Origin of the sequence: Bradyrhizobium sp. 26S5, from assembly GCF_036923295.1 — a bacterium.
GTDB classification, from domain to species: domain Bacteria; phylum Pseudomonadota; class Alphaproteobacteria; order Rhizobiales; family Xanthobacteraceae; genus Bradyrhizobium; species Bradyrhizobium septentrionale.
This window is the reverse complement of record NZ_CP145949.1, coordinates 111,753-126,434: the sequence shown is the minus strand read 5'-3', so window position 1 is coordinate 126,434 and position 14,682 is coordinate 111,753. Positions and strand designations below refer to the sequence as shown.

Annotated in this window: 11 protein-coding genes and 5 pseudogenes; 11 read left to right on the top strand and 5 right to left on the bottom strand. The window is 59.8% G+C overall.

The window, feature by feature from the left end:
• The first annotated feature begins 29 nt into the window (after positions 1–29).
• Positions 30–251, top strand: a complete 222-nt coding sequence (locus tag V5279_RS46170) for a hypothetical protein (RefSeq protein WP_176396393.1) — start codon at positions 30–32, stop codon at positions 249–251.
• Between the two features lie 625 nt (positions 252–876).
• Positions 877–2,670, top strand: a complete 1,794-nt coding sequence (locus V5279_RS46165; protein WP_338702105.1) for a di-heme-cytochrome C peroxidase — start codon at positions 877–879, stop codon at positions 2,668–2,670.
• Between the two features lie 461 nt (positions 2,671–3,131).
• Here the strand turns inward: V5279_RS46165 and istB are convergent, their stop codons facing one another.
• Both istB and istA read right to left on the bottom strand, forming a co-directional pair.
• The gene (gene istB / locus V5279_RS46160; RefSeq protein WP_338687724.1) at positions 3,132–3,995 is read right to left on the bottom strand and encodes an IS21-like element helper ATPase IstB; all 864 of its coding nucleotides are present in this window, start codon (positions 3,993–3,995) and stop codon (positions 3,132–3,134) included.
• An 8-nt stretch (positions 3,996–4,003) separates the two neighbouring features.
• Positions 4,004–5,494 (bottom strand): annotated as a pseudogene (gene istA / locus V5279_RS46155) (IS21 family transposase); the annotation flags it as partial.
• 112 nt (positions 5,495–5,606) lie between these two features.
• On the opposite strand from istA, the pseudogene V5279_RS46150 reads away from it, so the two are divergent.
• Positions 5,607–5,798 (top strand): annotated as a pseudogene (locus V5279_RS46150) (integrase); the annotation flags it as partial.
• Here the strand turns inward: V5279_RS46150 and V5279_RS46145 are convergent.
• Positions 5,754–5,939 (bottom strand): annotated as a pseudogene (locus V5279_RS46145) (transposase); the annotation flags it as partial. The pseudogenes V5279_RS46150 and V5279_RS46145 overlap by 45 nt on opposite strands.
• 415 nt (positions 5,940–6,354) lie before the next feature.
• On the opposite strand from V5279_RS46145, the gene V5279_RS46140 reads away from it, so the two are divergent.
• The 5 genes from V5279_RS46140 (at position 6,355) to V5279_RS46120 (ending at position 9,588) form a co-directional block, all read left to right on the top strand.
• Positions 6,355–6,945 (top strand): ABC transporter permease, encoded by a 591-nt coding sequence (locus V5279_RS46140; protein WP_176535528.1) that lies wholly within the window; start codon positions 6,355–6,357, stop codon positions 6,943–6,945.
• A 328-nt stretch (positions 6,946–7,273) separates the two neighbouring features.
• Entirely contained in the window at positions 7,274–7,483 is a 210-nt protein-coding gene (locus V5279_RS46135) for a CbtB domain-containing protein (RefSeq protein WP_166308653.1), read from the top strand.
• 42 nt (positions 7,484–7,525) lie between these two features.
• Positions 7,526–8,332 carry a CbtA family protein gene (locus V5279_RS46130; protein WP_338702102.1) on the top strand — a complete coding sequence of 269 codons (807 nt, stop codon included), beginning with the start codon at positions 7,526–7,528 and terminating at the stop codon, positions 8,330–8,332.
• On the top strand, positions 8,333–8,926 hold the full coding sequence (locus V5279_RS46125; protein ID WP_207841029.1) for a histidine phosphatase family protein: 594 nt from the start codon (positions 8,333–8,335) through the stop codon (positions 8,924–8,926).
• Positions 8,923–9,588 carry a hypothetical protein gene (locus V5279_RS46120; protein WP_166217296.1) on the top strand — a complete coding sequence of 222 codons (666 nt, stop codon included), beginning with the start codon at positions 8,923–8,925 and terminating at the stop codon, positions 9,586–9,588. The genes V5279_RS46125 and V5279_RS46120 overlap by 4 nt, the downstream gene beginning before the upstream one ends.
• Positions 9,589–9,891: 303 nt before the next feature.
• On the opposite strand, the pseudogene V5279_RS46115 reads toward V5279_RS46120, so the two are convergent.
• A pseudogene (locus V5279_RS46115) lies at positions 9,892–10,137 on the bottom strand (IS21 family transposase); the annotation flags it as partial.
• Positions 10,138–10,826: 689 nt separating this feature from the next.
• On the opposite strand from V5279_RS46115, the gene V5279_RS46110 reads away from it, so the two are divergent.
• A complete protein-coding gene (locus V5279_RS46110) occupies positions 10,827–11,171 on the top strand; it encodes a hypothetical protein (protein WP_166308656.1) in 345 nt (114 codons plus the stop codon).
• 447 nt (positions 11,172–11,618) lie between these two features.
• Here V5279_RS46110 and V5279_RS46105 read toward each other — a convergent pair.
• A pseudogene (locus tag V5279_RS46105) lies at positions 11,619–12,122 on the bottom strand (ATP-binding protein); the annotation flags it as partial.
• Positions 12,123–12,428: 306 nt separating this feature from the next.
• Between V5279_RS46105 and V5279_RS46100 the strand changes: the two are divergent.
• Together V5279_RS46100 and V5279_RS46095 are read left to right on the top strand one after the other, a co-directional pair.
• On the top strand, positions 12,429–12,617 hold the full coding sequence (locus tag V5279_RS46100; protein ID WP_207835012.1) for a hypothetical protein: 189 nt from the start codon (positions 12,429–12,431) through the stop codon (positions 12,615–12,617).
• A complete protein-coding gene (locus V5279_RS46095) occupies positions 12,598–14,667 on the top strand; it encodes a recombinase family protein (protein WP_173640842.1) in 2,070 nt (689 codons plus the stop codon). Before V5279_RS46100 ends, V5279_RS46095 begins: the two co-directional genes overlap by 20 nt.
• The last annotated feature ends 15 nt before the right edge of the window (positions 14,668–14,682 follow it).

Sequence of the window (14,682 nt, the reverse complement as noted above, 5' to 3'; positions counted from 1 at the left end):
ACAATTCCGCGAGCCTCGTCTGCGTCGATATGATCGATGTTGCAGTCCTTGAACGTGCAGCCGGTGAAGGCGAGTTGTTCGGCGCTGCTATCAAGCACGATGGTGCATTTCACGAAGGTGCAGCCATCAAAGCGGGCAAAATGAACCTGGCCGCGGAAATCAAATATCTCGGCGTGAACGGTATCATTCCAGAATACGCTTCTTCGTGGATATCGGTCACTGTTTCGCCTTTTAGCCCTCCGTGCCGCTGAGTTGCCTTCCGTCGAGCCCTTCGACACGCACCGTCAAATACCTTGAACCGACCGCGAAGCTGTGGGCCAGCTTGACGCTCCCGAACTCCTCGGCGAAGCGTGAGGTTCGCGACCGCTTCAAACTCTTCGGCAGCGAGATTGCGGCCGCGATTCCTGTTCAATTCGCTGAGCAAGTCTTTACGGTCACGCCTCACGTTTCTTTAGCCCGTCAGTCATTGCTCGCGCGCTTCACCGGCCTAGTTTGCACGTCGTTCTCACCGGAAGATTGTCGATCAGTGAGCGGCGCCTTGAAGAGCGTTTTGGTCGATCCTGCGCCATTCCAGATCGACATCGGGAAGATCTCTCGGAACCAATGTGGCAGTGAGGCTCCGCAATTGCGATGCCGCACGCCTGTATGCCTCCGACAAATCCAGGGCGACGCGATGATCGTTTTCCGAATGCAGTTGCTTCCCCCAAGACTTGGTAGTTGAAGTTTGTTGGATAGCGCCCTTTGATAACCAATGATCCGATGGCCTGCAGGCCGAACCTGCAGGCCGAAAGGCAAGCCCAGGTTTGCCGGAAAAGGCGCGGATTCCGGCGAAAGTTGCCTCGGGCTGTTGCGACAATGGAAGCGGTAGGACACACGATGCTCCGCACTCTCTTTCTGATCGCCTTAACGTTTGTCGTCACGACAAAATCGGATGCTCAAGGCACCGACGCCAATCCCATCTATCTTGACCAGGGTGTGGATTGGACCGCGGCAGCGAGAGCTGACTTCTATTCGCGCGATCAGGGCTCGCGTTTGATTACGTTGTCTTGGATGCAGGCGCTGAAGCAAAGGAACGGACAGCCATTCCTCGCGGATGGTTTGTCACGGTACGGCTATCTACCGAATCCTGCAAACACGGCCAATCTTCCCGTCGGCTTTCACGCTTCTGGCCCTCAAGACTTCCAGGTCGTCGGAATGACCTGCTCAGCCTGTCACACGCGCCAGATCGAAGCTGATGGCAAGATGTATCGGGTGGATGGCGGTCCGGCGTTTGTAGACTTCTACGCATTGCTTGGCGATCTGGACAAGGCTGTGGGCGACGTGATTGCCAGTGACAGCTCGTTCGCTCCGTTTGCTGCAGCTGTCCTGCGGTCCACAACGCCGGACGCGGCCGACGTTGCGGATCTTCGTCGGCAGGTCGAGGGGTGGTACTTGCGGTTTCACACGCTTATTGTGCGCGCGCTGCCCAAGACCGGCTGGGGAGTTGGCCGTCTGGACGCTGTGGGGATGATTTTCAACCGCATATCCGGACTGGACATAGGCCCGCCGCCCGACTTCATGATCCCGGGAAACATGAAAACCGCGGACGCTCCCGTGAGATACCCATTCCTCTGGAATTCGCCGCGGCAAGATAAGACGCAATGGCCTGGCTTCGCAAAAAATGGAAATGACATCTTGGGGCTGGCTCGGAACGTTGGCGAGGTTCTGGGAGTATTCGCTACGTTCGAGCCGAAGCGCCAGGGCGCGATCATCAATTTTCTTGACAATAATTCCACCAATTTCGACGGCCTGAGCCAGCTTGAAAACCTGGTGAAGCGGATCGGCCCTCCGAAATGGCCCTGGACGATTGACGCTGCTTTAGCCGCGCGCGGCAAAGCGATTTTTGAAAGGGATTCCGCTGAAGCGGGATGTAGCGGTTGCCACGGGATAGAAGACGGAGAGCAACGCTTTCCATTTGTCAAAACATGGCGAACTCCGGTCCAGAACGTTGGTACCGATACACGAGAATACGACATCCTCGCCTGGAAAGCGAATACGGGCGTGCTGAAGGGAGCGTACATTCCCTTCGCGACCGCCCCCCTAAAGGAGAACGATGAGATTCTTAACATTCTTGCGACCTCGGTCATTGGTTCGATCGCGGAACACCTGTTGGCCGGCGGCGCCCCTTCAACCAATGCCCGGGTGGCAGCGGCGCCAGATCCGGGCTCGTCGGACACACCGGAGTCTCTGGGGCTGGTGCGGCTACCGCCAACGCTGCAGGATCTGCTAACGGCTTTCGATACTGTCAGCACCTCGGAAGCAATCAAGAGGGCCAGGCGGCAGGGAGCAGAACGAGCGTCTCACGCTCAGCTCCCTCCGTGGGGCTCCTACGAGGCCCGTGTTCTGCAGGGTATTTGGGCCGCCGCACCTTATCTCCATAACGGCTCGGTCCCGACGCTGGCGGAATTGCTCAAGCCATCAGGGCAGCGCAGATCGCAGTTTAGCGTCGGACGGAAATACGACATTGAAAACGTTGGTCTTGCTGCTACCCAGGAGCCGCTGAGCGACACTCTATCCGTGACGGACTGCAGCAATATCAACTCTGGAAATAGCCGATGCGGCCACGAGTACGGGACAAGTTTGAGCGATCAGGACAAAAAGGCGTTGCTTGAATACCTCAAGACACTGTGACCCGCTTAGGCGCCCCTCTTTGACCGGCTTCCAGCCTGCTGCCGGTTCCAGTATCGTTTGCGCAAAAGACCCTCATTCACCGAGTTCTCGCTGCCGGCGCGAGCATTGGAGTGGACATCTGATCCAGCGCAGCTGCTCAAGGTCGCACAAGTGATGGCCCACCAACGTTTGCCCCTCTGCCGTACGCGTCGCTTGTGTGTAAGAAAAGAGGTTCCACATGCTCCCAAGCTCAACAGTGCATCACAAAGAATGCGTTCGCTGTGGTTCTGGATTAGTGACCCTTGAGTGGCACGAGCTCGTCAACGCGAATGAAGCTCAAGATCTTTGGCGCTGCTGGAACTGCAAACACCAGTTTGTCTCCGTCGTCACTTCAGATGAGAGGGAGCCCTCAGCCGCAGAGATCACAAGACCATTCTTTACGAGCCTGCTGGTGTGACCAATGACGCCGGAGCAGGTCGATGTCAATCGGCCTGCAAATTTGACCCCTCATCGGCGTCCAATTTTGACCCCTTCGTGCGGCGGGGTTTGCTGGTAGCGCTCGTCTCGTCGGAGCTGGCCGGGATAGCGGAGGCGAGACGAGCGCGGGTGGCGTGATCGTCGTCTCGGCTCTTGAATCGCCAGCTGTCGTTGCCGGTCTCGACGATGTCGCAGTGATGGGTCAATCGGTCGAGCAGCGCGGTGGTCATTTTGGCGTCGCCGAACACGCTCGGCCATTCGCCGAAGGCGAGATTGGTGGTCACGATGATGGAGGCCCGCTCATAGAGCCGGCTGACGAGGTGGAAGAGAAGCTGTCCACCGGACTGGGCGAAGGGCAAATAGCCGAGTTCATCCAGCACGATGAAGTCCATCCGGGTCAGATGCTCGGCGAGCCGTCCTTGCCGTCCGTTGCGGGTCTCGGTCTCGAGGCGATTGACGAGGTCGACTACGTTGAAGAAGCGGCCGCGGGCACCGGATCGGATGCAGCTTCTGGCGATGGCAATGGCCAGGTGGGTCTTGCCTGTGCCGGTTCCGCCAACCAGCACGACGTTGCGTTGTTGGGCGATGAAGCCGCCGCCAGCGAGATCATTGACGAGCGTCTGATTGATCGGCGTGCCGTCGAACTGGAAGTCGGCGATGTCCTTGGCAAGCGGCAGCTTGGCAATGGTGAGCTGGTATTTGATCGACCTTGCTTGCTTCTCGTTGATCTCGGCGTTGAGCAGGTCGCCGACAATGCGCTGAGGTTCGTGCTGGCGCTTGACGGCGGTTGCCATGATCTCGTCGAAGGCGGCCTTCATGCCGTAGAGCTTCAGTTCGCCCATGAGGTCGAAGATTTGGGTTCGTTCCATCAGATGGTCCTCCGGAGGTTGTCGTAGCGGGCACAATCGGCGATCGGTGCATGACGGAGCGTCAGTGCGGCCGGCGTCATGATGTTGGCCGGTGGGGCGGGTTCACGTTGACGGGCCAGGATATTGAGCACGACATCGGCGGAATGGACGCCATGACCGAGCGCTTCGGCACAGGCCGCTTCCACCGCGGGCAGACCGTCAGTCAGCACCGCGTTGAGGATGTCGACCATCTGCCGATTGCCATCGTCGGTGCTGGCAAGCTTGCGCCGGATCCGCTCGATCGCGGCCGGCAGCACCCAGTCTTTGAAGGGAGCACCGTTGCGCAAGGCGCCGGGTTTGCGGGCGAGCACCGGCACATAATGCCAGGGGTCGTAGACGGTATCGCCGCGGCCAAAGGATCGCGGGTGCTCGGCAACGATGCATCCATCCTGACGGATCACGATGCGATCGGCATAGGCTTGAACCTCGACCGGTCGTCCGACTGCGCTGGCTGCGACCGAGTACTTGTTGTTGTCGAAGCGCACCAGGCAGGTCTTCGAGACCGATGCCGTCACCGCATGGAAGCCGTCGAAGCGGCCGGCATAGGGAACGAGTTTGGGGCGTTCGGCTTCGAACACTTCCCAGATCGTCTGATCGACCAGCTCCGGATGGCGATGAGCCTTGGCGTAGGCGATGCATTTGTCGAGCAGCCAGGCGTTTAACTCGTCGAGGTTTTTGAACCGCAGCCGCGGCGTGAAGAAGCGTTCCCTGACCAGCCCGACCTGGTTCTCGACCTGCCCCTTCTCCCAGCCCGACGCTGGCGTGCAGGCGACCGGATCGACCAGATAGTGGCTGCACATCTGCAGGAAGCGGCGATTGTAGAGACGCCCTTTACCGACGAAGATCGTCTCTACGGCAGTCTTCATGTTGTCGTAGATGCCGCGGGTGCAGGTACCTTTGAACAGGGCGAACGCCCGGTCGTGGGCGTCGAACACCATCTCCTGCGTCTCCCGCGGATAGGCCCGCACGAACAGCATGCGGCTGTGGCAGAGCCGGACATGGGCGGCCTTCACCATTACCGTGGTGCCGCTCAGCAAGACCACCTCGTGGCTCCAGTCGAACTGATAGGCTTCGCCTGGGGCAAAGCTCAGCGGGACATAAGCGGCCGCGGTCGATTGCCCGCGTTCTTTGCTCCACCGCCTGGCGTAACGCCGCACCGCATCGTAACCGCCGTCATAGCCGCGGCCGCGCAGCTCTTCGAAGATCCGGATCAACGTCAGCTGTTCACGAGCCGATTTGGCCGCGTTCGCCGCCAGCAATCCGTCAAGCTCTACTGCCCATCGTCCCAGCTTTGGCCGCGGCTGCACCTGCCGCTCGTACTCGAAGGAGGTCTCTCCCGACCTCAGCACCTTCCGGACCGTGTTCCGCGACACCTTCAGGTCACGGGCGATCTCCTTGATTGTCTTGCCCTTGATGAAGTGCTCGCGCCGGATCCGGGCAATCGTCTCCACGATCAGCATCCCCCACCACCTGCTTCGTTCCAAAGCAGGCAGCGCAACAGACCAATCTGTAGGGGGTCAATTTTGGACGCCGATCCCCCGGCTTAGGGGGTCAATATTGCAGGCCGAATGACACCAGATCGTCTGTGCGCTATGGTTTTTCTACGGCGTCACGCTCGGCGAGGCGCTCATCCCAGAGCGCATTCCCTATGCGCGAGAACCGCGCAAGCTGCCGGTCGTTCTCAGCGCCGACGAAGCGGTTCAGTTTCTTGAAGCGGTATCGAGCCGGATCGCGCCGCTCGGGGAATACGCAGGACAACTTCGCGGCCAAGCCGAGGCGCCGGTCCGCCATGGCCAGAAGCATGACGCCGCCATCCGACGTCAGCTTGCCGCCGTCGAACGAGGCTGTGATCTTCTTGCGGGAAACGGCTGGAAATGAGAACGGCAGACTCGTATCGTCGGTCATGGCGAGTGTGGCGGCCCGGATGCGCGGAGGGTGGGTGTCAGCAACCGAATCCTACGCCATCTCAGCGGCTTACGCCACGCTCGCCAGCCTCTCAACAAGCCGCTGATGAATAAGACGGGCTAGTCCGAGCTAGGCCGCGGACAGTGGATCCCCGATTTCACCGCTTGAGGGGTTCCGGGTTTTCCTTGTGTATCCTGATGAGCTCCATCAGGTTTTCGATGCCGAAGCCGGTGAACGCCATGACGCCTTCGTCACCTATGCCGTAAACCCAGATGACGCCGTCCTCCGGATCGGAAGCAGGAAGCGCGACGCTGCTGCGCCGTCCGCCGGCGGCGCCATCCGCCTGTCCACGCAGACCAGCTGCAGCAGCTCGGCCATCGCGCGCTCGCCGGCCTCCGCCAGGCTAGCGCCGCTGATGATTACGGGCGGCAGCGCTCTTCCAGTTCTTCAGTCGCTGCAGAACTTCTCTAACTTCAAGATTGGGGCCGTTCCGTTCAGCGTCCTTATTGCGGCCGGTCTGGTCGCGGTGGTTTCGATCCTGATCAATGGCACCATCGTTGGGCGGCGCTATATCGCGGTAGGTGCCAATCCAGCGACGGCGCAATCATCCGGCATCAAGATTTTGCGGTATCAGATTGGTACATATGTGGCGGCGGCCATTTGCTACGCGATCACCGGAATTCTTCTTGCAGGCTTTGTCGGCTACGCCTCGCCTACCGCAGGAAGCGACTACCTCTTGCCAAGCATTGCTGCAGTCGTCGTGGGAGGCACTCCGTTCACAGGCGGTCGTGGAAGCGTGATCGCAAGTGGCGCCGCAGCCTTGTTCATGGCGCAACTGGGACAGATGGTGCTCGCGCTCGGGGCGGGACCGGCTCAGCAATTGCTCGTTCAGGCCGCAACAATCGTCTTGGCGACCTCGATCCGCAGAATTCCGGTCAAATCGCTGCTGCCGTTCACGAACTCTCGCATGGCAGAGCAATCGACTGGTTCCGATGCGAGGGGTTGACGACCGAGAAAGTCGCATCGGCGGGCGCCCACTTAGGCGTGGAGAGGACGAGCTTGACGGTTCATCAGCAACACCTTCCGAAAAACGACTATGAGCCTTCCCAGCACCATTGCTGAAGTCCCCCAACATAACCGCCGGCTGTGGGTGACGAATGAGAGGTAATATATTGCTTACACTCGAGCGATCCTGTCTCGGGCGACTTCCGAGGGACGGCGAAGACAGCGGATGGCGGCGCGTACGGACAAGTGAACTTGGCGCTTGCAGGCTAGTAGGGGATGCTCCACTCAACTAGAATTGAAGAGGCTCGAACATGGTTGGAGGCTTCATCATGGCCGCGATTACTTCACTTCCGATTGCTCGTCCCGTCGCGATCCCCCTGCGGGAAATCTTGCCTTGGGCTGTCTTCGGAGGCTTGTTGCTTGTTCTCGGTATCTACTTCATCGGCGTGGAGCAGGGCGCGACAGCATTGTTCAACGGCACCTATGTGCATGAGTTTGTCCACGACGGGCGTCACCTCCTCGGCTTCCCCTGCCACTGAGCATCGCTTTCGTCCGACGAGTTTCCAGGATGCTCGTCGGATTTGGGCAACGTTCGCCTGGCGAAGCGAATATCGATGATGGGAAAGCTCCTTGCGCGCGGGATGATTGTCGGCCTCGTCGCCGCGCTTCTCTCGTTTGGCTTTCTCAAGGTATTTGGTGAGCCGTCGATCGAGCGGGCGATTGCCTTCGAAAAGGTGATGGAGGCGGCCGCGGCGAAACAGGCCGCTCACGAAGGGGCGCTACCGCCGGCGGGCGAGAGTGAACCGGAACTCGTTAGCCGGGGCGTTCAGTCTGGCATCGGATTGCTGGTTGGCTTGTGCGTCTACAGCGCGGCCTGCGGTGGTCTCTTTGCCCTCGCGTTTGCGCTAGCCTATCGACGCATGGGCGATTTTAGTCCTCGAGCTACGTCGGCTTTGCTTGCGGCTGCGGGATTCATCAGCGTTTACGTGACGCCGATGCTCAAATATCCGGCCAGTCCGCCGTCTGTCGGCCTGCCGGAGACGATCGACATGAGAACGAGCCTCTATTTTGCAATGGTCCTGATCTCGCTTGCAGCGATGATCGCGGCGGGAGTGCTGCGGAGGCGCGTCAATAGCCGCTTTGGCGAGTGGAATTCGGCGCTAATCGCGGGGGGGGGCTATGTCGTCGTGATGATCTTTATTTCGCTAGCGATGCCCGCACTCGATGAAGTACCCGACGGTTTCCCGGCCACGTTACTTTGGCAGTTTCGCATCGCGTCGTTTGGTGGCCAAATCGTCATGTGGGCAACGCTGGGTCTGTTGTTTGGCGTAGCGGCCGAGCGAGCGCTTGTCGAGCGGCGACTACCTTTACGCGACGCGATGGTATGAATGGTTGCGCGCCGGACCGGCACGATCCGCCTTCATCTGCTGTGTTCAGCCTCCACATGCTCACGCAATGCTGTTGCATTCGCATCCGACGGTTCTCTCGATTCTAGCGTTCGAGAGGGACTGTCTAAGCTTCCCGGCCATCTCTCCTTCTTCAATGCTGTTTTGCGCAGCCCGTCACTTTGCGCGGGCCAGACTGCGGAGATGCTTGGCCTCGAGGCAGCAGTCCTGCCGCAGTTGCGGGACTGCGATTTCGGCTCCTGGATAGGGCTATCCCTTGAAGAAGTTCGACTAAAGGCCCCTGAGGGTCTTGCCGTCTGGCTACGAGATCCACGTGCCGCACCGCACGGAGGAGAGTCGTTCGTGGATGTGGTGAGGCGCGTCGGCCAATGGATGGACGGGTTGTCCTCCAATCCTCGGTCAATCCTTGTAATTTCGCACACGTCGGTCATCCGCGCAGCAATCGTGCATGCTCTTGGAGTCGGCCCTGACTCTTTTCGGCACATCGACATCGCGCCGTTGACGCGAGCCGAACTCTCAGCATTTGGCGAGCGCTGGACATTCTCGGCGCTGGTGCCCTTGAAGGATGTGCGATGACCAGTCGGCTCGAGAGAATGTTGGCCAATGCGGGGTGCGTATGGCTCTTCACCGTCGCCTCTTGGCTCGCGGTCTGCGCACCAGCCTGGGCACATCATCAAATTGTGCGAAAAGGCCCTGTGGTCGGGATTGCTATTCCTGCTATTGCTCATGGAGAAATGCTCGTCATTGCCAAATATCGTGCCACGATCCTCGATCAGGCCACTCACCATCTGCAAACGGATCCGATCTTCCTCCGGCTCGCGGGTTTCGTCAGCCTGCAATACTTTGCGTGTGTTTGGGGCCTTGTTCCGGGCAGTCTGACCGATGAGGGTAGTCCCTTCAATGAATGCTCGCACGCCTATCTCGCAGGCGCACGTGCGCTCTTGGCGCACATGGCAGAAATGAGTGACGGTCAATCGGCTGCGAAGGCTCTTCAAGAACGGATCAACACTGAGCTCAGCAGTGACCCCGCCTTTGGCGCCATCTGCTCGAACAGTGCCGAAACCTTCGATAGCGGCGTCATCGTTTGGCCGGACTGGGGCATTGCATTCACGCATTCGCCCACCGTCCTGATGCTTTCCGGTTTGTCGGCGCTCGCCGTCATTGGACTCTGGAGTCTTCATTTTATCTTCAATCTGAAAAGAAGGGCGACGCGTGCCTCGAACCTAATCCCCTTTTGAGTTGTGGGCAGACTGGAGATCGCTCAGCTTGCCATCATCGACGAATGAAACCGATGTTTTCCGGACAAGCACAATGACGGCCGCGATAGAAACGATGACCAAGAGCATTGACGTGGAGATCGATCAGCGTGACGTTCACGCCACGCCAATGATTCCCTCTAACCTTCGGCGGCGTTGTGGCAAATCGTCCTCTGTTTGCGGGAATGACTTCAAGTGCGTTCCGCGAAGACCTGCGAGCGTGATCTCAAACGTCGCTCGAATTTCCAATCCACCCGTACAACCCAGCTAATGCAATGGTCACCCAGTCGCCCGCACCAAATGCGCCTTGCTCTCATTCCCTGCCAGCAACCGATCAAGCTCGGCACTCCAGGCACCCATCTTCGGGAGCGGCTGCGTCTCGCGCTCGTACCGGAACTCCGTCGCTTGAGAACGAATGACCTTGCGAACCACCTTCCGCGATACGCCAAGTTCTCGGCAGATCGCCTTGATCGGACGACCATCAACAAAGTAGGCGCGACGGATCTTACCAATCGTCTCCACCACCAGCATCCCAACCTCGGCTTCCATGACTCGATGGAAGCCACTGTGGCCCTTATCCCGGGGTCCCGATTGGATGCCGATCACCCCGAAAACGGGGTCCTTATTCCATGCCGAAACACACCGCTGGGCGGCAAAGCCGATCATCTCGCGCAACAGATCGGCATCAGGGGTCTTCTCCACGAGCGTCCGCAGGTTCATCATATCGTCGGTCATCGGTGGTTCCTCGGTTGCGTTGGCGTGTCGCAACCCGATCCTACCGGAGAACTGCCGGTGACCACCGCAAAGCCGCCCGCCCGCTACGGCGCTATTTGAGGCGCGCGTGCGGGCGGCTTTGCTCTACCGACCTACACCATCACTGAGGACACGACCAACGTTCGGTCTCGGCACGCTACGAGAAGGCCCCGCGAACTGGTTGTGGCCACGCCCGTCGGCTGAGCATGAGCACAAACGGCTTGAAGCGCACGTAGCGTCAGGTTGTACGATCATAGGTGTTTGCGAACGGCCCTAGAGCCGTTCATCGAGGAGTAAAAATGCTTCGATTCTCAAATGGAGATCCACTTAGCCTTACTAGCGCGGCGGCGCGAGCGATTGAGCTCGGTGAGCTGGATGCCTGTTATCGCGAGCTCACAGGCCGCCAGCGTCCGTAGAACAGAAGAAACGGCTGGTTATTTCACGATGCAAGTAGCGAGAATGAGTGATTGAGCGACGATCTCCATCTTGAAGAGAAAGCCATCGAGGCGGTACTCTTTTACCGAGAGGCTCTTACCGCTGCCGAGAAGTCTGAAACCGTGCAAGCGCTCGCACATCGAGCGCTCATGAACATGCTGCCCGAGCTCGAGCGCGCAGTTCTCGAGGATCGATCTCCATCAATACGGAGCAAGCTGTTTGATGCCGGTGCGAAAGCGGTCGTTCGATTGAATGAGGCGCGGCAGGTCTTGGATGAGGCGACCGCACGGTTAGAGGGAGCTCGCCAGGCCCTGGCGGCTCTCGAGGGGCAGCTCGGATACATTCCAAATGTTCCGGCGACAGCAAATCGAATTTAGATGACGGCTGCGTGAGCACTGTCGTGAACTGACGGAGAAGATCTGGATGGCTCGCGTCGCGAGCGGGCATCTGAAAGTTGAGCCCGCAATGTAGCGGGGTCTATCGCGTCAGTACGTCAATTTCGCTGCTCGACCGTTGGACAATGCGGCGCCTCCGATCTGCTCGCATTCCTGAGGCAACCACGATGCTCGGCCCGGCGCGCGGCCGAAGTGTCTCGCGGAGAATGCGCAACGCTCTTAAGAAATTGATAGTGCAGCAAAATCATGTTGGAACTCGATAGACAAGTCGCTGATTGCGCTCGTTAGAAATGTCACCGCAAGGCCCGGTATAGCGCGACAATCAGGATGAGAGCGGCGCGTCAATCAAGATGAGACGAGGCGGCCGAGTCAGGAGATAATTGACGCTGGCCGCCTACTTGGCAAGCGTTGATTGACGCTGCGCGACAATCAAGCGGCGCTGCCAGCGTCAATCACAGTCTTGTCGAGTTCGTTGGGGGTCGTGTGAACAGGTGGCCGGCCTGGACCGCGCTTGCGATCGAGGGCAACTTTTCGACGGTAACTTTCGACGTTCATCTCGAGGATCGTGGCGTGGTGGACCAAACGATCGATGGCAGCCAACGTCATTGCCTGGTCCGGGAAGATACGCCCCCATTCGCCAAATGGCTGATTGGCCGTGATCAGCAGCGAGCGTCGTTCGTAGCGGGCGGCGATCAACTCGAACAGCACACTGGTTTCCGCCTGATCCTTGCTCACATATGTGATGTCGTCGAGGATCAGGAGGTCATAGCGATCGAGTTTGGCGATCGCGGACTCCAGCGCCAGCTCGCGCCGCGCGACCTGCAGCCGTTGCACCAGATCAGTGGTGCGCGCGAAGAGAACGCGCCAACCGTTCTCGACGAGAGCCAGGCCGATCGCCGTGCCGAGATGGGTCTTGCCGCCGCCCGGCGGGCCAGCGTCATAATGCCGGATGTCTGGGATCTGAGGTTGAGATCCTCTACCCATTTCATCCGCGATGTGGAGCGTTAGTCGTCGTTGTCGCCCGCAAGCGGCTCGGGAGTGAGACGCATTTTGTTATCAGACAACCTGATGCGACGTTAACGCTTCTGCCGGCATGGATGACGGCCCCCGCCGCCGCTTCCTTCCGACTGACGGCTGATCCGCGGCTTCCGGTGGATCGTCTGCTGGAGGCGCGCGTTCTTGCCGACGCGGTCTTAGCCTCCTCTCCCAGGGAATCGTCCCAATCGCGAGGAGGCGGTCATGGCGGACGCATCACGTCGTCAGGGGGATCTTTTCGGGAGCCCTCCAAAATACAGCAGCATTCCAATCGAAGCCCACCAGCAAATGTTGGAGCTGTTGAAGGAGCTTCTGACCGAAGCACTCACCGACAGCGCGGTCGACGCAAACGACGTGAACCGGGAGGACAGCGGTGAGCAAGATCACGCCTGAGCACCTTGCTCGCCAGGCCGTCGTGTACGTTCGTCAGTCGACGGCCGACCAGGTTATCAACAACCGAGAGAGCCAGCGCCGCCAGTACGGCTTGGCCGACCGTGCGCGGCAGCTGGGCTGGAGCGAGGTGGTCGTGATCGACGATGATCTCGGTCGCTCTGGTGGCGGCACCACGCGTCCCGGGTTCGAGAAGCTGCTTGCCGCCATTTGCGAAGGGCGAGTTGGCGCTGTGGTCTCGATTGAGGCCTCTCGGCTGGCCCGCAACGGCAGGGATTGGCATACGCTCCTGGAGTTCTGCGGGCTCGTCGGAACACTGATCGCCGATGAGGACGGCGTCTATGATCCGCGCCACCCCAATGATCGCCTTCTGCTCGGCATGAAGGGCACAATGAGCGAGATGGAGCTGTCTATCTTTCGGCAGCGCTCGCTTGAAGCCTTGAAGCAGAAGGCCCGCAGGGGGGAGCTCTTCCTCAACGTTGCAATCGGTTATCTCAAAGTCTCCCACGATCGGATCGAGAAGGACCCTGATCGGCGCATTCAGGAGGCGCTCGCACTCGTGTTCACCAGGTTTGCTGAGATGCAGACACTTCGCCAGGTCCACCTGTGGTTACGGCAAGAACGAATCACTTTGCCCGCGGTCAGCCATGGCCCCGAGGGTCGCCACGTCGAGTGGAAGTTACCAGTCTACAATACGATCTATCACATCCTTACCAATCCCATCTATGCTGGCGCCTACGCCTTCGGGCGCTCGGGCAGTCGGGTGACGATCGAGGCCGGCCGCAAGAGGATCGTGCGGGGCTTCCGGCGGGAGCGCAGCGACTGGGAAGTTTTGATCAAGGATCACCATGAGGGCTACATTACGTGGGCGGAGTTCGAGAGGAATCAGCGCTTGATCACCGATAACGCCAATGGGAAGAGCTTCATGAGTCGTGGCTCGGTCCGCTGCGGCGAGGCCCTTCTTGCAGGGCTCCTTCGTTGCGGTCACTGCGGTCGCAAACTTCACGTTGCCTACAGTGGCACGCACGGCACTGTTGGGCGTTATCATTGCCGCGGTAGCCAGATCAACCATGGCGGAGATCCGTGCATCTCATTCGGCGGCCTGCGCGTGGATCGCGCAATCAGCGCGGAAGTCATCGCACGTTTGCAGCCGCTCGGTGTCAAGGCTGCGCTGGCTGCCATGGAGGCTCGCGGCCGTGAGCACGCCGAGAAGCTGCGCCAACTTGAACTGGCTCTGGAGCAAGCGCGCTATGAGGCCACTCGTGCTCGTCGGCACTATGAGGCCGTCGATCCCGACCATCGCTTGGTAGCTGGCGAGTTGGAGCGGCGTTGGAATGAACGCCTGCTGGCTGTCCGCGCGCTCGAGGATGAGCGCGGGGCGTTTTTAGCCAAGCCGGAGACGACTCTGAGCGAGGCGGATCGCGAGCGGTTACTCGCGCTTGGCTCCGATTTGGAGCGAGCCTGGAACAGCCCTGGGGCGACGCCTGCGACGCGCAAGCGGATCATCCGAACTGTGATCCGCGAGATCGTTGTGCGCGTCCACGATGAGGCGATCGAGCTTGTCATCCACTGGCAGGGCGGCGATCATACAGCACTGAAGACCAGGAAGAACCGTACGGGTCAACACCGCTGGAGGACGTCCGCGGATGCCATCGATCTCGTGCGTGTTCTGGCACGGCAGATGCCCGACAACACGATCGCGGCAGTCCTCAACCGGGCCGGCAAGTCGACGGGGCGGGGTAACAATTGGACCCGCGCCCGCGTTTGCCACTTGCGCAACCAGCAGGCTATCGCGCCCTACCGAGAGGGCGAACGCAAGGAGAGAGGAGAAATCACTCTGGATGAAGCCGCCGCAGCCTTGCAGGTCAGCCCATCGACGGTTCACCGTCTGATCGCGGAGCAGAGCTTACCTGCGCACCAGCTGTGCAAAGGCGCACCTTGGGTGATCAAAGCGCTTGATCTGGAGCAACCCGAGGTCAAGAAGGCCGCGCAGGCGCGACGCTTCCGGCGGCCGCCGTCCGACGATCTGCGCCAAAGAGAGCTTGAACTATAACGGCATAGCGAGGTG